Origin of the sequence: Streptococcus sanguinis, from assembly GCF_900475275.1 — a bacterium.
Classification (GTDB): Bacteria; Bacillota; Bacilli; order Lactobacillales; family Streptococcaceae; genus Streptococcus; species Streptococcus sanguinis_N.
The window spans coordinates 152,740-173,159 of sequence record NZ_LS483364.1; the positions used below are offsets into that span (position 1 = coordinate 152,740).

At 42.3% G+C, this 20,420-nt stretch carries 19 protein-coding genes, 1 tRNA gene and 1 pseudogene; 17 read left to right on the plus strand and 4 right to left on the minus strand.

The window, feature by feature from the left end:
- Positions 1–19 precede the first annotated feature (19 nt).
- The 6 genes from DQM55_RS00850 (at position 20) to DQM55_RS00875 (ending at position 6,986) form a co-directional block, all read left to right on the plus strand.
- Entirely contained in the window at positions 20–1,180 is a 1,161-nt protein-coding gene (locus DQM55_RS00850) for a hypothetical protein (protein ID WP_002905539.1), read from the plus strand.
- A complete protein-coding gene (locus tag DQM55_RS00855) occupies positions 1,177–2,589 on the plus strand; it encodes a flippase (RefSeq protein ID WP_002905538.1) in 1,413 nt (470 codons plus the stop codon). Before DQM55_RS00850 ends, DQM55_RS00855 begins: the two co-directional genes overlap by 4 nt.
- 9 nt (positions 2,590–2,598) lie before the next feature.
- Positions 2,599–3,702, plus strand: coding sequence for a UDP-galactopyranose mutase (glf, locus tag DQM55_RS00860; protein WP_002905536.1), 1,104 nt, complete (start codon positions 2,599–2,601; stop codon positions 3,700–3,702).
- A gap of 25 nt (positions 3,703–3,727) precedes the next feature.
- Positions 3,728–4,783 (plus strand): galactofuranosyltransferase, encoded by a 1,056-nt coding sequence (locus DQM55_RS00865; protein WP_111675171.1) that lies wholly within the window; start codon positions 3,728–3,730, stop codon positions 4,781–4,783.
- A 27-nt stretch (positions 4,784–4,810) separates the two neighbouring features.
- Positions 4,811–5,827, plus strand: coding sequence for a UDP-glucose 4-epimerase GalE (galE, locus tag DQM55_RS00870; protein WP_111675172.1), 1,017 nt, complete (start codon positions 4,811–4,813; stop codon positions 5,825–5,827).
- A 184-nt stretch (positions 5,828–6,011) separates the two neighbouring features.
- Complete coding sequence (locus DQM55_RS00875; protein WP_111675173.1) at positions 6,012–6,986, plus strand: acyltransferase family protein; 975 nt, start codon at positions 6,012–6,014, stop codon at positions 6,984–6,986.
- A gap of 77 nt (positions 6,987–7,063) precedes the next feature.
- On the opposite strand, the gene DQM55_RS00880 is transcribed toward DQM55_RS00875, so the two are convergent.
- Positions 7,064–7,936 (minus strand): RluA family pseudouridine synthase, encoded by an 873-nt coding sequence (locus tag DQM55_RS00880; RefSeq protein WP_172454689.1) that lies wholly within the window; start codon positions 7,934–7,936, stop codon positions 7,064–7,066.
- 176 nt (positions 7,937–8,112) lie between these two features.
- On the opposite strand from DQM55_RS00880, the gene pbp2a reads away from it, so the two are divergent.
- From pbp2a to nusG, 4 genes are all read left to right on the plus strand, one after another.
- Positions 8,113–10,341: a penicillin-binding protein PBP2A gene (pbp2a, locus tag DQM55_RS00885; protein WP_111675175.1), complete on the plus strand. Its 2,229-nt coding sequence runs from the start codon at positions 8,113–8,115 to the stop codon at positions 10,339–10,341.
- 68 nt (positions 10,342–10,409) lie between these two features.
- Complete coding sequence (rpmG, locus tag DQM55_RS00890) at positions 10,410–10,562, plus strand: 50S ribosomal protein L33 (protein WP_111675176.1); 153 nt, start codon at positions 10,410–10,412, stop codon at positions 10,560–10,562.
- 9 nt (positions 10,563–10,571) lie between these two features.
- The gene (gene secE / locus DQM55_RS00895) at positions 10,572–10,751 is read left to right on the plus strand and encodes a preprotein translocase subunit SecE (protein ID WP_002894022.1); all 180 of its coding nucleotides are present in this window, start codon (positions 10,572–10,574) and stop codon (positions 10,749–10,751) included.
- A 336-nt stretch (positions 10,752–11,087) separates the two neighbouring features.
- The gene (gene nusG / locus DQM55_RS00900; protein WP_002894018.1) at positions 11,088–11,624 is read left to right on the plus strand and encodes a transcription termination/antitermination protein NusG; all 537 of its coding nucleotides are present in this window, start codon (positions 11,088–11,090) and stop codon (positions 11,622–11,624) included.
- 89 nt (positions 11,625–11,713) lie between these two features.
- On the opposite strand, the gene DQM55_RS00905 is transcribed toward nusG, so the two are convergent.
- Positions 11,714–12,478, minus strand: coding sequence for a hypothetical protein (locus DQM55_RS00905; RefSeq protein WP_111675177.1), 765 nt, complete (start codon positions 12,476–12,478; stop codon positions 11,714–11,716).
- Positions 12,479–12,607: 129 nt separating this feature from the next.
- Positions 12,608–12,678: transfer RNA gene (locus tag DQM55_RS00910), tRNA-Cys, on the minus strand.
- Positions 12,679–12,984: 306 nt separating this feature from the next.
- Here DQM55_RS00910 and rpsB point away from each other — a divergent pair.
- Entirely contained in the window at positions 12,985–13,767 is a 783-nt protein-coding gene (rpsB, locus tag DQM55_RS00915) for a 30S ribosomal protein S2 (RefSeq protein ID WP_002894015.1), read from the plus strand.
- A 72-nt stretch (positions 13,768–13,839) separates the two neighbouring features.
- A complete protein-coding gene (gene tsf / locus DQM55_RS00920) occupies positions 13,840–14,883 on the plus strand; it encodes a translation elongation factor Ts (protein WP_002894014.1) in 1,044 nt (347 codons plus the stop codon).
- 103 nt (positions 14,884–14,986) lie between these two features.
- Here tsf and DQM55_RS00925 read toward each other — a convergent pair whose 3' ends face one another.
- Positions 14,987–15,475 (minus strand): hypothetical protein, encoded by a 489-nt coding sequence (locus tag DQM55_RS00925; protein ID WP_172454690.1) that lies wholly within the window; start codon positions 15,473–15,475, stop codon positions 14,987–14,989.
- A gap of 146 nt (positions 15,476–15,621) precedes the next feature.
- Here DQM55_RS00925 and DQM55_RS00930 point away from each other — a divergent pair, with 146 nt between their 5' ends.
- The 5 genes and pseudogenes from DQM55_RS00930 to DQM55_RS00950 all read left to right on the plus strand — a co-directional run bounded on the left by DQM55_RS00930 (position 15,622) and on the right by DQM55_RS00950 (position 20,267).
- Positions 15,622–16,086, plus strand: a complete 465-nt coding sequence (locus tag DQM55_RS00930; protein ID WP_002899234.1) for a CtsR family transcriptional regulator — start codon at positions 15,622–15,624, stop codon at positions 16,084–16,086.
- A complete protein-coding gene (locus tag DQM55_RS00935; RefSeq protein ID WP_111675178.1) occupies positions 16,087–18,516 on the plus strand; it encodes an ATP-dependent Clp protease ATP-binding subunit in 2,430 nt (809 codons plus the stop codon).
- Positions 18,517–18,609: 93 nt separating this feature from the next.
- Positions 18,610–19,354: pseudogene (locus DQM55_RS00940) on the plus strand (DUF4272 domain-containing protein).
- A 42-nt stretch (positions 19,355–19,396) separates the two neighbouring features.
- A complete protein-coding gene (locus tag DQM55_RS00945) occupies positions 19,397–19,882 on the plus strand; it encodes an ECF transporter S component (RefSeq protein ID WP_172454691.1) in 486 nt (161 codons plus the stop codon).
- Entirely contained in the window at positions 19,866–20,267 is a 402-nt protein-coding gene (locus DQM55_RS00950) for a DUF4430 domain-containing protein (protein WP_111675180.1), read from the plus strand. Before DQM55_RS00945 ends, DQM55_RS00950 begins: the two co-directional genes overlap by 17 nt.
- The last annotated feature ends 153 nt before the right edge of the window (positions 20,268–20,420 follow it).

Sequence of the window (20,420 nt, forward strand, 5' to 3'; positions counted from 1 at the left end):
TTAGAAAAGGAAAAAGAAAATGTTAAAGATAGAACGTGATAAATTACTGATAGGAGCGGTTTTAATTCTTATTATTTCGCTTGATATGTTTAATACATCTATGTTGACAACTATTCTACCAAGGATTTCAAATTCAGCTCCTTTTTTTGCAATTTTTTTATTGCTCCTTCGTTTTCGCTATATCTACCACTATTCTTTAAGTTACTTACTGATAGCAACTATTTTGTTTTCATCTGGATTGTTGGTTTATTTTAATGCAGGGAATCTCAATTTTCTTATGTCTATGCTTTTAGTCGTCCTTCTTTACAAGGCGGATATGGAAAGTGTTTTAAGGATTTACGTTGGAGTAAGTAGCTTTTTTATAGTCATGGCTGTTTTGCTGTCCTTGTTAGATGTGATTCCTAATCTCCAGTTTGCACAGTACCGTTCAACAGGAATAGTGGTTCGAAACTCTTTTGGATTTATTTATCCGACAGATTTTGCCTCTCACTGTTTTTATCTTTATACTGCTGTCTCCTATCTGTTAAGAAAAAAATTTATTTTTTTGCGTACTGTATCTGGTTTAGGGTTAGCTTTTTTCATTATTAAATATTGTGATGCTCGTTTAAATGCGGCCTCTATTGCGTTAATGTCTCTTGTTTTTCTGTATTTTTATTATAGAAAAGACTTGAAGTCTTGGCTAATGGCTTTCTTGCCGTTATCATCTGGTTTGGCATCTTCGCTAATGATTTATCTCTCTCAAAATTTTAGCTGGTCGAATCCAACATATGTTGCCTTGAATAATTTTACCAATATGCGGTTGCACTTGGGGCATGAAGCGTTTAAGAAGTATGGCTTAGAGTGGTTTGGTATTCGGGGGATTTCCTTTATTGGCTACGGCGGAAAGACGGAAACTGTTTTGAGTTATGACTATGTTGATTCTTCTTATGTCCAGATGCTGTTTACTTATGGGATGATTCCAGTCATTATCTTGGTTTTACTCTATATATTTCAGTCTTGGAAACTCTATCAAAAGAGAGAGTATTTGCTCTTAACAGCTTTGTCCTTGATTGCAGTCAACTGTATGTTTGAAGCCTTCTGGGTTCGTCCGTCTTACAATATTTTTATGTTTATTTTATTTGCAGCATTGCCAGCAGCCGACCTTGTATCAAAGAAATCTAAAACGAGGAACTCCGTGTGAGAGTATTAAAAAATTATTTATATAATCTATCTTATCAGTTGCTAGTAATCGTTTTGCCAGTCATTACTACACCTTATATCACTCGAGTTTTCTCGTCCAATGACTTAGGTTCCTACGGATACTACAACTCAATAGTGACCTATTTTATACTTTTAGCGACACTTGGAGTGGCCAATTATGGGACTAAGGAGATTTCAGGGCATCGCAAAAATGTTCAGAAAACTTTCTGGGGGATCTATAGTTTGCAAGTCTTGGCGACTTGTTTAGCGCTTGTTCTTTACATAGCTACATGCCTACTCATTCCGTCCATGAATAATCTGATAGCCTATATTTTGGGCTTCAGTTTACTTTCTAGAGGCCTAGATATTTCCTGGCTTTTTCAAGGGATGGAAGATTTTAAAAAAATCACGGTTCGGAATACAGCTGTTAAACTCCTAGGCGTTGCTTCCGTTTTTATCTTTGTAAAAAAGCCATCGGATTTATATCTGTATATTATCCTGCTGGTTGTTTATGACTTGCTAGGACAGTTAAGCATGTGGCTTCCGGCTAGAGAACATATTGGCAGACCTCATCTAGATATAGTTTATGCTAAGCGGCATATTAAACCAGTTATTTTATTGTTTTTACCCCAGATTGCCATTTCACTCTATATCACCTTGGATCGGACCATGTTAGGTGCCTTGTCTTCAACAACTGATGTAGGGATTTATGATCAGGCTCTCAAGCTTTTAAATATTTTGTTGACGATTGTGACTTCCCTAGGAAGTGTTATGCTACCGAGGGTATCTAATCTGTTGTCATTGGGGAATCAAAAAGCAGTTAATAAACTACATGAAATGTCCTTCTTGGTATATAATTTAGTGATATTTCCGATGATTGCTGGTATTTTAATTGTTAACAAAGATTTTGTCAATTTTTTCTTGGGTCAAGACTTCCAAGAGGCGCGGCATGCCATTGCCATTATGGTCTTTAGAATGTTCTTTATTGGTTGGACCAATATCATGGGGATTCAAATCCTGATTCCTCATAATAAGAATCGTGAGTTCATGTTATCTACGACCATTCCGGCTTTCTTTAGTGTAGGATTGAATATCTTATTGATTCCCTCTCTTGGTTATATCGGTGCATCTATCGTGTCGGTGGATACTGAAGGTTTGGTCTGGTTGCTTCAGCTTTATTTCACTCGTTCTTATTTGAAGGAGATAAAGATTCTTCCATCCATGTTGAAAATACTAGCTGCTTCCCTCATCATGTACGGGATTTTGTATATCATCCAGCCCCTACTTCACTTTCCTTCCGTCGTTAATGTATTGATTAGTGCGATGTTGGGATTGTTCATCTATGCTGGATTAGTATTAACCTTGCGTGTCTTGGATTTTCAAGAACTGAAAAGTGTATTTAAGAAATAAGGATATGTTATGTATGATTATTTGATTGTCGGTGCAGGGCTGTCAGGGGCAATTTTTGCTCATGAAGCTAGGAAGCGTGGCAAAACTGTTAAGGTTATTGATAAAAGAGACCATATTGGTGGGAATATCTACTGTGAGAATATTGAGGGAATTAATGTTCATAAATATGGAGCCCATATTTTCCATACATCTAATAAGGAAGTTTGGGATTATGTGAATCAATTTGCTGAATTTAACAACTATATCAATTCACCTCTAGCCAATTATCAAGGTCAACTTTATAATCTTCCCTTCAATATGAATACCTTTTATGGCTTGTGGGGAACTAAAACGCCACAAGAAGTCAAGAATAAGATTGCAGAGCAGACAACCCATATGCAAGATGTTGAACCCAAAAATTTGGAAGAACAAGCTATTAAGCTAATTGGAACGGATGTATATGAGAAGCTAATCAAAGGCTACACAGAAAAACAATGGGGGCGTTCAGCGACGGATTTACCACCTTTTATCATCAAGCGTCTACCTGTGCGTCTGACTTATGACAACAATTATTTTAATGACCGTTATCAAGGGATTCCAATTGGCGGGTATAATGTAATAGTTGAAAAATTATTAGAGGGTATTGAACTAGAGCTTGGTACGGATTTCTTTGAAGATCGTGAGAGATGGGAAGCGTCAGCTCAAAAGATTGTCTTTACTGGAATGATTGATCAGTATTTTGATTACAAATTTGGTGAGTTAGAGTATCGTAGTTTGCGTTTTGAGCATGAAGTTTTAGACGAAGCGAACTATCAAGGAAATGCTGTCATCAACTACACTGAGCGTACTATTCCTTATACACGTATCATTGAGCACAAGCATTTTGAGTTTGGGGCTCAGGAGAAGACAGTTATCACTCGGGAATATCCAGCTGATTGGAAAAGAGGTGACGAGCCTTATTATCCGATAAATGATCAGAAAAATAACGAAATCTATGTGAAATATTTAGCAGAAGCTAAGAAGAACGATAGAGTTATCTTTTGTGGGCGCTTGGCAGATTATAAATACTACGATATGCACGTAACCATAGAGCGTGCGCTGGATGTTGTTAAAGAGGAATTGGGAAATTCTTAGGAATAATGAGAGATGAAGAGGACAAATGGTCAAGTATTATCTGAAAGATTCATTTATGCATAATGCACATGAAAAAAATGCGGGAAATAAGGCGCGAGACGATGCAGAAGCAATCTTTATTTCTGCAGGCTATAAGGGACTAGAGCCTCGAGTAGAGAATTGGTACGAGATGAATTTTTTCAAAGCTCAAGCACACAAGTATGCTGCGACAAAAGCCGTTTTCGACCAATTGAGTGCTGGGGATGAATTAGTCATTCAGTTTCCTATTATTCACCATACATTTTTTCATGCTCATTTGATAAAGCAGGCGCAAAGACGGGGAGCCAAAGTATTTTTCCTGATTCATGATTTAGCCATTTTGCGGGATAGCAACCATTCCAGCGTTGGACTCCGCCAGAAAATCAGGACCTTTTTACAGGAGAAACAAGTCTTGCGGGCAGTGGATGGTCTGATTGTGCATAATGATAAGATGAAAGAGTTTTTGAGCAATCATGGAATCCAACAATCTAATATGGTTAGTTTAGAAATTTTTGATTATCTCATACCTGATTTTCAAGAAAAAGAAGAACCAAGTAAGGACAGCCCGATGATTGTCGCTGGCAACTTAATGCCAGATAAGACGGGCTATCTTTATTGCCTGCCTCAAGAACCTGACTACAATCTTTATGGACTAGGTTTTGAAAGCGATAGAGCACTAAAAAATCAAACTTATTTCGGTTCTTTTATGCCAGACCAACTGCTGGCTGTACTCAGCGGCAGCTTTGGCTTGATCTGGGATGGAGACAGCGCGGAAACCTGTAGTGGAGTATATGGAAATTATCTGCGTTTTAATAATTCTCATAAAGCTTCTCTTTATTTAGCAGCAGGATTTCCTGTAGTAGTTTGGAAAGAGTCGGCTCTGGCTCATTTTATATTAGAAAAGAAATGCGGTTTGGCAGTTGCTTCTCTATATGATTTAAAAACTGAGTTGGATACGTTGACAGAGGAAGAATATAAGGAAATGCTGCAAAGTGCCAGACAGATTGGCAGCCAACTTCGAGAAGGCCGCTATTTAAAGGCTGCATTAGCAAAATTAAAGTGAGTTAAGGGTTTACTGGAGAGGAATGTTATGAAAAAAATATTAGTGACAGGAGGAGCGGGTTATATAGGTAGTCACACAGTGGTTGAACTAGTCGCGGCTGGTTACGAAGCCATTATTGTGGATGACCTTTCGAATGGCTCTGTCCAAGTACTAGATAGATTGAAGTCTATCACAGGCAGAGAAATTTCCTTTTACCAAGGTTCCGTTGCGGATAAAGGATTTATGAATCGGGTTTTCGAAGAGAATCATATTGATGCGGTCATCCATTTCGCAGCTTATAAAGCAGTTGGAGAGTCTGTCCAAGAGCCACTCAAATATTACGAAAATAATGTCGGAGGTACTATTGCTCTTCTTGAAGTTATGAAAGAGAATAAAGTAGACCATATTATCTTTAGTTCTAGTGCCACTGTCTATGGTATGAATAATATTTCACCGCTGACAGAAGATTTACCTACTTCAGCGACCAATCCTTATGGCTATACCAAGCTGATGATGGAGCAGATTTTGACGGATCTTGCTCGTGCACATTCAGATTGGTCTGTGACTAATCTTCGTTATTTTAATCCAATTGGTGCTCACGAGTCTGGTATGATTGGTGAGGCCCCAAATGGAATTCCCAATAACCTCATGCCTTATATTACTCAGGTTGCGGTCGGTAAATTACAAGAGCTTAGCGTTTTCGGAAATGATTATGATACGCACGACAGTACAGGAGTGCGGGATTATATTCATGTAGTCGATTTAGCCAAGGGCCATGTTTTGGCTTTGAAACATAATTTAGAAAACAAGGGGGTCGCTGTTTTCAATCTTGGCACAGGAATTGGCTATAGTGTGCTGGATATGGTTAAGGCCTTTGAAAATGTCAATGGTGTGAAAATTCCTTATGTTATCAAGAATAGACGACCTGGAGATGTGGCGACTTGCTATGCTGATGCAAGCAAAGCGAATGACATTTTGGGCTGGAAAGCTGAGAAAACTCTCCAAGATATGATGCGAGATTCTTGGAGATGGCAAAGCTCAAATCCTAATGGCTATGAAAGCTAACATAGAATATCAGTCAGGTGAATAAAACTCTCATGTAATAGTGCAGAAGAGTTTTTCTATATAAGAGCTGTCTTCTCCTGCAGATGCAAAACTTTTTAAAGAATGTCATCAATTGATATGTTTTTTAATGGGCATGTAATCTGGTCTTGATGAGCTGTAATAATAAACATGCTATAATGTCTGCATGAAGACTGAAAACACAACTTTGCACGCTTTTAAGGCCCTAGCTTGCTTTAGTATTGTTTCCTTACACTTTCTGCTGCCGGGGCAATTTGGCGTTTTTTATCAAATTGTGGCCCGCTTTGCAGTTCCCTTTTTCATGATGCTGTCGGGCTATTTTTCCTATAATATTTCCAGGGATAAGGTCAAGTATCGTCTCAAGCAGATGCTCCTTTTGACAGCTGCCAGTCTCCTATTTTACACGATTGTGCATTTTGTCAACTTGCTGCTAACAAGAGAGTTAATAGAAAAGATGGCGGCTATAAACCTGTCTGATTTTGCAGACTTTTTCCTCTTTAACAGTCCCAGAGACTTGATTGGCTCGGCTGCTACACCGACCTGGTATTTGCTGGCTATCTCCTATATCTACACGCTTTATCTGGTTTTTTATAAGCATTTCCACCGCTTAACTAGCTTTGGTGTGTCCTTATTCTTGTTGGTTCTGGCCTTTTGTATAGAGTTCAATACAGACAGCGAATTTTACTATCGCAACTTCCTGTTTATGGGTCTTCCCTTTTTTATTCTAGGCATGCAGTTTGCCAAGCATCGGGATCGGATTTTAGCCTACGACTTGTCGTCTGTCAGGAAATGGGCGATTGGTTTGGGAATAGCAGGCTTGATTCTGCTTGAGTATTGTTTCATGGGTACGGAGTACGACCTCTATCCTAGTACCCTTTTGTCTTCCAGTGCAATTTTCTTCTACGCGGTCAGAAATGGGACCAATATTGATATTCCGATTTTGAATAATATTGCCAAAAAGTACGCCACCATGATTTATATCATTCATCCCTTCATTATCTTCATTTTCAGGTCGATAATGCCTCGGAATACCATTTACAGTTTTGGCTTTTTTATCATTTTCTTACTGTCTTATTTGCTGAGCATAGCTTTTCAGAAAACCATCAGGCCCAGACTTATCAGTGCACTTCCGGCTCAGTGATGTAAGCTGGCATAGCTTATCCTCGCTTTGACTCCAAACTAAAAGCAACAGGTAATTCTGTTGCTTTTCTTGGTCTATCATGGCTTCAGACTGCTTAATACTTTTTCAAAACTATCAGAGCGGGCTTCGACGGTGATTTTTTCTAGCGTAAAAGGGTGGGTGAAGGTCAGCCGATGGGCGTGGAGCATAAGCCGGCCTTGGGGCTGCGGATGATAAAGGGGATCGCCGACCAGTTGGTGTCCGTGGTGAGCCAGATGGACACGGATCTGATGGGTGCGGCCAGTCTTGAGTTGGCATTTGACCAAGCTAGCCTGCCCAAACTGCTTGATCCGATTCACATGAGTCTCTGCATAGAGTCCTTTTCGGGGGTCGACCAGCCGTTTCCTGCGATCATGGCGGTCGCGGCCAATCTTGTCTTTATAGATAAGCTTTTTAGCTGGGAACTTGCCTTGGACCAAAGCCCAATATTCACGGCTGATTTCTCGCTTTTCCAGCAGTCGATTGAGGATGGGCAGGACAAAGGGATTCTTGGCAAAGAGGACAGCACCGCTGGTTTCCTTATCCAGCCGGTGAACGACATAGCAGGTCTCACCGACGTAAGCAGAAACATGATTAAGCAGGGCCAACTCTGTTGGTTCATTAGCGTGGGTTTTCATACCCTCAGGTTTATTGACGATAATGAGATGTTGGTCCTGATAGAGCTCCTCTACGAGTTCGCCATTTCCAAATAAGATTGTCTTTTGAGGATAATCCTCTTCATCAAATATCAGGCAGATGTCATCTCCGGGGTTGACTACAGTCTGCCAGTTGATAGCTAGGCCGTTGACGGACACATGCTTTTTGGTCCGCAGAAAGTGCCGAATTTTTCGCGGAATGAGAAATTGTTCTTCCAGCAGCTCTTTGACTGTCATGGCGGGCAGTCCATCTGGGATAGTCAGTGTAAATTTCATACATTTATTGTAGCAGAAAGCTATAACTTTGAAAATAGGCAGTGTCGGATAAGACTTGCTGCAGAGGCTTTTAAACGGCTATTTAATATACCCTTTTTCTTAAAAATAACTAAAAATCAGACGGGAAATAGGGTACTTTCTTGTCTGCACCTAAATAAGGTGATAAAATAAGGTTTATGAAGAATTTAAAAGATTTGTTTGAAAAATTAGTAGATTATTTTACTATACAGAAACCTCAAAAAGAAGCAGCAGAGGAGGTAGAGCTGACAGAAGAGCAGGCTAAGTCTGGTCTCAGCCGTTCGGGCAAGACCAAGAAGAAACCTCTCTCTCAGCACCCTATCCGCCGTTTTTGGCGCAGGTTTCATCTGACCAAGATATTCCTGATTCTCGGCTTGACCTTTGGCCTGGTGGTCGGCGGCTATCTCTTTTATGTGGCTAAGACGACCAATGTCAAGGATTTGCAGAATGCCCTCAAAGCTACCACGCTCATCTTTGACAAGGATGGTAATGAAGCGGGAAGCCTGTCTGGTCAGAAAGGAACTTATGTTGAGCTGACCGAGATTAGTCAAGACCTGCAGAATGCTGTCATCGCGACAGAGGACCGGACTTTCTATGAGAATGGCGGGATTAACTACAGTCGTTTTATCCTAGCTATCCTGACGGCTGGTCGCTCTGGTGGGGGTTCTACCATTACCCAGCAGTTGGCCAAGAATGCCTATCTGTCTCAGGACCAGACCATCGAGCGGAAGGCCAAGGAATTTTTCCTAGCTTTAGAAATCAATAAGAAATACAGCAAGCAAGAAATCCTGACCATGTACCTCAATAATTCCTATTTTGGGAATGGGGTCTGGGGTGTGGAGGATGCCTCTAAGAAATATTTCGGAGTCTCGGCTAGCCAGCTCAGCCTGGACCAGTCTGCTGTTCTGGCTGGTATGCTCAAGGGGCCAGAGATTTATAATCCGCTGTACTCAGTTGAAAATGCGACCAATCGCCGTAATACGGTGCTGCAAAATATGGTTGCTGCAGGCTTTATTGATCAGGGGACGGCCGATCAGGCTGCCGCTGTAGGAATTGGTGGCCAACTGGTTGATGCTTATGCCGGTAAGTCAGAAGACTATCGCTATCCATCCTATTTCGATGCGGTCATCAATGAAGCAGTGAATGACTACGGCTTGACAGAAGAAGAGATTGTTAATAATGGCTACCGCATTTATACTGAACTGGACCAGAACTACCAAGCCAGCATGCAGGTTATTTACAGCAATGTCTCTCTCTTTCCTGTAGCAGAAGATGGTACCATGGCTGAGTCGGGCAGTGTTGCCTTGGATCCAAAAACCGGCGGTGTGCGAGCACTAGTCGGGCGAGTCAATAGTGCAGAAGGCTCTTCCTTCAGAAGCTTTAACTATGCAACTCAGTCCTCTCGTAGCCCCGGCTCTACTATCAAGCCTTTGGTTGCTTACAGTCCAGCCGTTGCTGCTGGATGGCCGACAGATAAGGAGCTGGATAATACCAGAACCACCTTTGGCGACTATACCATCAACAACTACGGCAATATCCAAAGTTCCCCTAAAGTACCAATGTATCAGGCCTTGGCAGAATCTTTGAACATTCCGGCTGTTTCAACTGTAGACGAGTTAGGTATTAACAAGGCCTTTGAGTACGGAAAAAAGTTTGGTCTGAATATGGACAAGGTTGATAAGACTTTGGGAGTAGCGCTAGGAAGCGGAGTTACAACCAATCCAATGCAGATGGCGCAGGCCTACTCGGTCTTTGCCAACGGCGGTGTGATGAATGATGCCCATCTCATTACAAAAATTGAAAATGCCAGCGGTCAGGTTGTCAAGACCCATCGCCAAACCTCTACTCGGGTTCTTAATAGTTCAACTACTGACAAGATGAACAGCATGATGCTGGGGACTTTCTCCAACGGTACAGGTATCTACGCAGCTCCGTATGGCTATACTATGGCTGGTAAGACCGGTACGACTGAAACGGACTTTAACCCAGATCTATCTGGTGACCAATGGGTTATTGGTTATACGCCAGATGTGGTTATTAGCCAGTGGCTAGGCTTTCCAAAAACTGATGAAACCCACTATCTGACTGGGACCAGTGCGAATGAAGCTTCGGCAGTTTTCCGGAATGTTGCCAATAGCATCCTGCCATATACAGAAGGAACTTCCTTTGAAGGGCAGAAGAATGCCTATGCTGCCAACGGTATTGCCCCTGTGGACACCTATGGTACGGAGGAAACGGGTACTACAACTGAAAACAAAGACTTCCTGCAGGACGTTCAGGACCGAGCTCAAAATCTGGTGGATGAAGCCAAGAAGGCTATTGATGACACTGGTATTCCTGAGAAAGCGAAAAACCTCTGGGATACTGTTACCAGTTGGTTTCAATAGGATTTAAAAGAGCTGAACGGCTTGTCAAAAGCATAGAATCCTGCTATAATAAGAAAGATGGAGGCGTTATGGCATTAAAAAAAGCGAGTCTAGCGTGTACAGTCTGTGGTTCTAGGAACTACTCGGTTAAGCTCAGTAGCACTCCAAAACCAACGCGTTTAGAATTTAATAAATTTTGTAAGCATTGCAGTAAATACACCCTGCATAAAGAAACTAGATAGGAGATTGTTGTGAAATTCTTTAAAGATGTTTTTAAATTATTGAAAGATACAACTTGGCCTACTCGAAAAGAAAGATGGACAGATTTTATCTCTGTCATGGAATACACTGCATTCTTTGTAGTAATCATCTATATCTTTGACAAAGTAGTGGCAAGCGGTCTTTTCCAGATTCTGAATATTTTCTCTTAATAACTGTAGAGGAAATAGAAAAGAATCCTGCGACAGGTATATCATTCAAAGTCCCACCTATTGTGAGTAGGTGGGATTTTTGGCGTATGCACTTATTTATGCGCTGACAATTTCAGTCAGCTTCAAAAAAATCAAATCTATCTATAATTCATCGTTTGAAATAAAAATTTCTCATACTAGACAATACAGATTCAAGATTTTTGGGCAGAATTAAAAGGCTTTGATTTGTATGGGAAAAAGTTAATAAATTCCTTTGCATTTGAGGAAATTATGGTATAATAGGGCTAGAAAGAAGCAGAAGCCCGCAGGCTTTTTTATTTAGGAAAGGATGAACTCATGGACAGTTTTGACAAAGGCTGGTTTGTACTGCAGACCTATTCAGGTTATGAAAACAAGGTAAAAGAAAATCTTTTGCAGCGCGCTCAGACTTATAATATGCTGGAAAATATCTTGCGCGTGGAAATCCCTACTCAGACCGTGCAAGTAGAGAAAAATGGCAAGACCAAGGAAATCGAAGAAAATCGCTTCCCTGGTTATGTTTTGGTAGAAATGGTAATGACAGACGAAGCTTGGTTTGTCGTGCGGAATACTCCAAATGTAACAGGATTTGTCGGTTCACACGGGAACCGCTCTAAACCAACGCCGCTCTTGGAAGAAGAGATTCGCAACATTCTCATCTCCATGGGTCAAACAGTGCAGGAATTTGACTTGGATGTCAAGGTTGGGGATACTGTTCGTATCATCGATGGTGCCTTTACTGACTATACAGGTAAGATTACAGAGATTGATAATAACAAGGTCAAGATGATTATTTCTATGTTTGGCAATGACACCGTGGCCGAAGTTAATCTCAGCCAGATTGCAGAGCTTTAATCGACGAAGCCGCTATCCTCGTCAAAAATAAAATCCAAGACTAAAAACGTCTTGGATTTTTGTGTTTTTGGAACTAACTTATTAGAAGATTACTTATCCTTAATGACAGAGTCAATGATGTCTTTGGTTTGTTTCATTTGATAGGTAGACATTACCCCAACGATTTGATTGTTCTGGGTAGAGAAACTGAACTGTTCGTCATTAGAATTTTTATAGACAAAGGTTGTATCGCGTTCTGAACGCATAATCATTTCCGGACGACCAAGCTTGTCGAAAGCTGTCTTGGGAGTGTCAGATGTGGTGATGCTAGAGTAACTGCTTTTGGCTGGCTGAGCGTCTTTTAGGCTAAAACTCAAATTCGTCAGTACATTATTGGTAAAGTAGCACATAATGTCTCCGTTGTCTGTGTGCCAGATGTTAACAGAGTTGCCAGGGTCATTCTCATCAGTGCTGAATGTAGGTTGGCCTAGAGCCGCTGTCACCTCATCGTAAGACGTTTTAGGTTTGTCACCATTGATATCCTCTCCCTTTACCTGAATGACAAAGCCAGTGGAAATATGAAAATTTCTTATTTTCTCTAATTCAGGAATAGAAGCTGCATCTGGTATGTATTGTAGTGCAGAAGCATCATCTGGATCAAAGGTAGCACGTTTCTGAAATACCTCATCACTACTTTCATAGGTGCTAGAGCTACTGCTAGATGATTTGCTGGATGTTTCCTTAGAGGATGAACTTTTTGAAGCTTTGAGGGAGCTAGGCGTCTTTTTTCTTTGCTGCGTCTGCTTGACAGGCATGCAGGCTGAGAGAGCTAGCAGAGAGAGAAGGCTGAGGGCATAGAAGCTAACTTTTTTCATAATCAATCTTTTTTCCTTTCGCTGATGATGAATGATATTTTTATAATATTATATCAGCAAAGTTTGCTAGAAACAATAGGAAATGCAATAAAAAAGCCCTTTGGTGGGCTTCTGGAAATATATCTATGAAGGCGGTAGACGGATTTGAACCGACGATCAAGCTTTTGCAGAGCCGTGCCTTACCACTTGGCTATACCGCCGCAACTCTTATTATTCTATCGTAAATACTCGCTTTCGTCAAGAGTCTTTCAAAGTCAAATCAGAAAATGTTAGACGCTACCATTCTGAACGCTTCAGGAACAAATGTTCAGCTGAGAAGTAGAATTCGTACTTAGTGGCAGAAAATCTGGTAAATGCCTTGTCAAAGAGCTGCCCTTTTGTTATAATAGGAGGTGCCGTGTAAATGGCAAAATACTCATTTTAGATGAATTGTGGGACTGTTGCCCTCGGGTGGTCCTGCGAGCTGAAATCTAAAAGAGGAAAAAAACAAAAAGGAGAATTTACTCATGGCAGTAATTTCAATGAAACAACTTCTTGAGGCTGGTGTTCACTTTGGTCACCAAACTCGTCGCTGGAACCCTAAGATGGCTAAATACATCTTCACTGAGCGTAACGGTATCCACGTAATCGACTTGCAGCAAACTGTAAAGTATGCTGACCAAGCTTACGACTTTATGCGTGATGCTGCTGCTAACGATGCAGTTATCCTCTTCGTTGGTACTAAAAAGCAAGCTGCTGACGCTGTCAAAGAAGAAGCAGAACGTTCAGGTCAATACTTCATCAACCACCGTTGGTTGGGTGGAACTCTTACAAACTGGTCTACTATCCAAAAACGTGTAGCTCGTTTGAAAGAAATCAAACGCATGGAAGAAGACGGAACTTTCGAAGTTCTTCCTAAGAAAGAAGTCGCTCTTCTCAACAAACAACGTGCTCGTCTTGAAAAATTCTTGGGCGGTATCGAAGATATGCCTCGTATCCCAGATGTGATGTACGTAGTTGACCCTCATAAAGAGCAAATCGCTGTTAAGGAAGCTAAGAAATTAGGTATCCCAGTGGTTGCCATGGTTGATACTAACACTGATCCTGATGATATCGATGTTATCATCCCAGCTAACGACGATGCAATCCGTGCAGTTAAATTAATCACTGCGAAAATGGCTGATGCAGTTATCGAAGGCCGTCAAGGTGAAGATAGCGTTGAATCAGTAGAAGCAGAATTGGCTGCAACTGAAACTCAAGCAGATTCTATCGAAGAAATCGTTGAAGTTGTTGAAGGTTCAAACGAATAATCAGTAAACTAACCTAAAGGGGCGGGGCTCAGCCCAGCTCCTTTATTTACATTAAAAAATAGGAGAAGAAAAATGGCAGAAATTACAGCTAAGCTTGTCAAAGAATTGCGTGAAAAATCTGGTGCTGGTGTCATGGACGCTAAAAAAGCACTTGTTGAAACTGATGGTGACATCGAAAAAGCGATTGAATTGCTTCGCGAAAAAGGTATGGCAAAAGCAGCTAAGAAAGCTGACCGTGTTGCCGCTGAAGGTCTGACAGGCGTTTACGTAAACGGTAACGTTGCCGCTGTTGTTGAAGTGAATGCTGAAACTGACTTCGTTGCGAAAAACGCTCAATTCGTTGACTTGGTAAATGCAACAGCTAAAGTAATCGCTGAAGGTAAACCAGCTAACAACGAAGAAGCTCTTGCTTTGACAATGCCTTCAGGTGAAACTCTTGAAGCTGCATACGTATCTGCAACTGCAACTATCGGAGAAAAAATCTCTTTCCGTCGCTTTGCTTTGATTGAAAAGACAGATGCTCAACACTTTGGTGCTTACCAACACAACGGTGGCCGTATCGGAGTTATCTCCGTTATCGAAGGTGGAGACGATGCTCTTGCTAAGCAAATCTCTATGCACATTGCTGCGATGAAACCAACTGTTCTTTCATACAAAGAATTGGATGAGCAATTTGTCAAAGATGAATTGGCACAATTGAACCACGTCATCGATCAAGACAACGAAAGCCGTGCAATGGTTGGTAAGCCAGCTCTTCCACACTTGAAATACGGTTCTAAAGCTCAATTGACTGATGCAGTTGTTGCTCAAGCTGAAGAAGACATCAAAGCTGAGTTGGCTGCTGAAGGCAAACCTGAAAAGATTTGGGACAAGATTATCCCAGGTAAAATGGATCGCTTCATGCTTGACAACACTAAAGTTGACCAAGCATACACACTTCTTGCACAAGTATACATCATGGATGACAGCAAGACAGTTGAAGCTTACCTTGAATCAGTAAATGCTTCAGTAGTTGAGTTCGCTCGCTTTGAAGTTGGTGAAGGTATCGAAAAAGCTGCTAACGACTTTGAAAACGAAGTAGCTGCAACAATGGCTGCTGCTCTTGGTCAAAACTAATCGTTTTTAGCTTAGAAATTGAACGATAAAAAGGTCTGAGATTTTTCTCAGACCTTTTCATTTGTAGCATTTTGAAACATCAAGTGTAGAATGGTGAGCAGCATCACTTAGCTGCTTTTTCTCTTTCTTCCTTATGAGCAATCAAGCCATTGGTAAAAATCAAGACTACCAATATGAAGAGAAGAGCTGTCGTTTGGGGGTAAGTTAGGCTAAACTGGTAGACTTTGGTAATAAACAAAAGGGGCAGAGTAACCACCATCATAATCAGAAAGCTATACCATTTGACTCGGTTGCTGACCAGCTCCTGTTCGAAGAGCAGGGGAGCATAAAGACAGGCGATGAGAGCTCCGATAGGAATATCAACGTAATCAGCGGAAAAGATGGTAAAAATACTCAGAGCTGCAAAGAGCCATTTGAGTACATGACGAGAATAGTTGAGCCAATCCATTTTCATAGGATTATCCTCCTTGTTTAGATGATAGTTGGCAGGCAGGAGTTTCTGTCTGTCTTTTCCTTGTGGATTTCCACCTATATTATAACGCTTTAAAAGCAAAAAGCAAGCGGTTACACAACCGTAGCAAAGCTTTTTCACTAGTTTGAATTCTCAGACCTTTCAGTCATCCCTTTTTCTTTCAAAATAGAGACTTTTCCGGTATAATATTAGTCAAAGATAGTCAATGTTAGAGAAACAAGAAAAGAAGAGATTTATTCTGAAATTTTCAACTGGAAAGGGAAATCATGGGTGCAAAAAACACATCGGACAGTATTGAAGCATATATCAAGTCTATTCTGGCTCAGGCTGGGATGGTTGAACTGAAACGCAGTGAACTGGCTGATGTTTTTCAGGTGGTTCCCAGTCAGATTAACTATGTGATTAAGACGCGTTTTACGGAAAGTCGGGGCTATATCGTTGAGAGTAAGCGTGGTGGCGGCGGCTATATTCGGATTGGAAAGATTGAATTTTCCGACCGGCATCAGATGCTTTGCGGCCTGTACGACAGTGTGGGAGAGCGTGTCAGCCAGCAGGTTTTCACAGATGTTATTCAGCTTCTTTTTGATGAGAAGATTATGACTGAACGTGAGGGCAATCTAATCTTGTCAACAGCATCGGACTCGATTTTGGGTGATGGGGCTGCGGTGATTCGTGCCCGGATATTAAAAAAGATTTTACAACAACTAGACAGAAAAGGAATGGAATCATAAATGAAATACTCAAAAGCCTTAATAGAAAGCTTGGAAGCAGCCCAGCTCTTGGCCGGCCATTTTACGACAGATTATCTGGAATCATGGCATCTGCTGATTGCTCTAGCTAATAATCCCTACAGCGTTGCTGGTTCAGTCCTCAATGAGTTTCCTGTGGAAGTTGATGGATTTGAAGAAGCAGCTTTTCAGATTACTGGTCAGGCTTATCAGAAAGACGGTCACTTCGAGCTGCTGCCTTTTTCTTATCGCTTAGAGGAGTTGTTTGAGGAGGCGGGCCAGATTGCAGAAGCTGTTCGCGCTAAGCATGTAGGTACTGAGCATGTGCTGCTGGCCATGCTATTTGACAGAGGAACCTTGGCCTCTCGTATTCTGGAATTTACCGGCTTTAGCTACGAGGACAAGGAGCAAGGACCGAAAATCAGTGATTTGCGAAAGATCTTGGAGCAGCGAGCTGGCTGGGGCAAGGAAGATATCAAGGCTATTCGCAGTCTGAATAAGGGAGTAATGGCAGCTAAGCAGACCATGGCTAATATGATGGGTATGCCAGCTTCTACCAGCGGGGGGCTAGAAGACTACACTCGTGATCTGACGGAGCTGGCTAGAGATGGCCGATTGGAGCCCGTCATTGGCCGTGATCAGGAAATTTCACGGATAGTTCAGATTCTTAGTCGCAAGACTAAAAATAATCCAGTGCTGGTTGGAGATGCTGGGGTTGGTAAGACGGCTCTGGCCTTAGGATTGGCCCAACGTGTAGCGGCCGGTCAGGTTCCTGCTGAACTTGCCAAGATGCGGGTTTTGGAGCTGGACTTGATGAATGTAGTCGCTGGCACTCGCTTTCGCGGAGATTTCGAGGAGCGGATGAACAACATCATCAATGACATTGAAGAAGATGGTCATGTCATTCTCTTCATCGATGAGCTGCATACCATCATGGGCTCTGGCAGCGGTATTGACTCGACCTTGGATGCGGCCAATATCCTGAAACCGGCTCTGGCTCGCGGCACTCTGCGGACAGTTGGCGCCACGACGCAGGAAGAGTATCAGAAACATATTGAAAAAGATGCGGCTCTTTCCCGGCGTTTTGCCAAGGTCAGCATAGAAGAGCCAAATGTGGCTGACAGCATTGCTATTTTACAAGGTCTGAGAAAGAGCTATGAGGACCATCATAAGGTACAGATTAGTGATCAGGCTATTGAGACGGCGGTGAAATACGCCCATCGCTATCTGACTAGCAAGCATCTGCCTGACTCTGCTATTGATCTTTTAGATGAGGCTAGTGCGACAGTCCAGAACAGAGGACCGCAGAATTACGAGCAGTCGGATTTGACGCCAGTGGATCAAGCCTTGATGGCAGCGGATTTTAAAAAGGTTTCACAACTGCTTGAGCAAGAGCAGCAACCTAAGCTCTATAAACTGAAAGTGGAAGAAGACGATGTTTTGGCTACTCTGAGTGGCTTGTCTGGTATTCCAGTGCAGAAGCTGACTCAGACAGATGCGAAGAAATACCTCAATTTGGAAACAGAACTGCATAAACGCGTGATTGGGCAGGACGAGGCGATTTCAGCTATCAGCCGAGCTATCCGACGGAACCAGTCTGGTATCCGCAGTAGCAAGCGGCCGATCGGATCTTTTATGTTCCTAGGTCCGACAGGAGTCGGGAAGACAGAGCTAGCCAAAGCTTTGGCCGAAAGTCTCTTTGATGACGAATCTGCTCTCATCCGCTTTGATATGAGTGAGTACATGGAGAAATTCGCGGCTAGCCGCCTCAACGGAGCGCCTCCAGGCTATGTAGGCTATGAAGAAGGAGGGGAGTTGACGGAGAAGGTACGCAACCGACCTTATTCTGTCCTGCTCTTTGACGAGGTGGAAAAGGCGCACCCGGATATTTTCAATGTTCTCCTGCAGGTCTTGGATGATGGTCAGTTGACTGACAGCAAGGGCCGCAAGGTGGACTTCTCCAACACGATTATTATCATGACCAGCAATCTGGGGGCAACTAGTTTGCGGGATGATAAGACGGTGGGCTTTGGAGCGCGGGATATTCGCTTGGACCATGCCAATATGGAAAAACGGATGCTGGAAGAGCTTAAGAAAGCTTATCGACCAGAGTTTATCAACCGTATCGACGAAAAGGTAGTTTTCCACAGCTTATCTGCAGAAGATATGCAGGAAGTGGTCAAGGTTATGGTCAAACCGCTCATTGCCAGTCTTGCTGAGAAGGGAATTGAGCTGAAGTTCCAGGCTAGTGCCCTTAAGCTGCTGGCTCAGGAAGGCTACGATGTGGAAATGGGGGCACGGCCATTGCGCCGCACTCTGCAGACTCAGGTGGAGGACAAGCTGTCTGAGCTACTCTTGACAGGAGATTTGACAACGGGTCAAACTCTTAAGGTCGGAGTCAAAGCTGGCCAACTCAAGTTCGAAGTGTCCTAGAAAGCGAAACCTTGCAATGGAAAGTTGAGTGCTTTCGGTTAATCCTTAATAGAAAGCATACCTATAGATACCGAACAGTTATTTCATCATTCAATGAAACTGGGAATTGAAGGATTGGAGGCTGATATGTCGTTTTTTAAAGACTTGTTTGCTGGCAAGAAAGCTAGAGTAAAAACACCAGAAGAGCGCAAGGCGGCCAGTATCCAGCGCTTGAAAAAGGAGGGGATTCCTTACATTGAGCATTTGCCAGTCATCGAAAGTGCTGAGCAAGTAAGGCCGCGCTCGTTAGAAGAAATTGCGCGTCGGGCTATTAGCAGCCTCTTGATTATTCAGGCGGCCTTGGATATCGAAAATAATAATTATTAATGAGGAGAGTCGCCAGTGGCTGCAGGATAAACTGCAGCAATACGGGGTGCAGGAAGAGTTGACGCCCAAAGAAAGGGCAGTCTTGGAAGATCGTGCCGACTCGGCAGCTATTATTAATATGGTTTGGAAATATGAGGCCTATTGGTCCCTGATTTGGTACTTGGGTCTAGTAGATACTTTACCGTTTCCAGATAAGATTTGTGATTGTGATGCTGCTATTGACGCAGTCGCTAGTGCGGTTGACTTTCAGGAATTTCTGAGCAAATGCCAACCGCGCAGCTTAGAAGAGTTACTGGATGAGGATGATTTGATTTATCGTTATCACTGGGCCTGTGTCGATGCTCGGATTCATAACCAGCCAGCACCGGCAGGCCTTGATGAAAGTGTTGTTCAGGAGAGGCGGTCTGGTCTTGACTGGCTACTGGGGCTGAATACGGCCCAGGACTGGGATGCTGTTGAGCTGCATACCTAGTCCAAATTCTCTTGCTTCACTTAATTAGAAAAGGAGGTACCTTTGTCCGCTCGTAAAATGGCTAAAATTGCCATCCTATCGGCTCTATGTGTGGCCTTTCGCTATGCATTTTCCTTTTTGCCCAATGTGCAGCCTATCTCAGCTATCTTTTTTCTGATCGTTATCTTTGAGGATTTGCAGACTTCACTCCTAGTGATGGCTGTGACGATGTTTACATCAGCCTTTCTTTTGGGAATGAGTCCAATCGTCCTCTTTCAGTTGCTGTCCTTTGGACTGATTCTTTGCCTTTGGCGGCTGCTCTATCCCCGGTTAAATCTAGTGGGCCAGGGAATAACAGCAGCTCTCCTATCCTTTGGCTATGGCATTGCCATCGATACACTGACAGCCTTGCTGTATAACTATCACTGGTGGTCTTATGCGATTATCAACGCTTTGACTTTCAATATAGCGCACGGACTGTCGACCTTGTTTTTTTACCCACTCTTGTACCCTATTTTAAGGAGGATCTATAATGAAAAAAATCTTTAGTTTGCTCACACTTGCTTTTGCCCTTCTCCTTGTTGGTTGCGGCAGCAGCCAGACAAATACTGACAAGAGCTCTAGCTCCGCTGATTCTTCTGTCAAAAAGGAACTGAAAATCAGCATCAGTATTGCACCAGAAGATCAGGAGAAGAGCGAGAAAACGGTGGCTGTTGCAGAAGGAAAGACAGCGATGGATGCTTTGAAGAAGGCCTATAAGGTCGAAGAAAAAGATGGTTTTATCACTTCTATTGACGGCCATGCTCAGGATGAAGAAAAGGGCCTCTACTGGATGTTTAAGGTCAACGGAGAAATGGCTCCTAAGGCAGCCAATCAAATCACTGTCAAGGATGGAGACAAGCTGGAATTCTACCAAGAAGTCTATCAGCAATAAATCTTGTAGAATAAGAATCTGATGCTTAAGACATTAGGTTCTTTTTTGTGCCCTCGATATAGTTTTAAAGTGTCTGAAAATATTTTTATAAAACTTTATAAAAAACTATTGACAAAAGAAAAATATAGTTTATAATAAAATCATAGAAAGAAT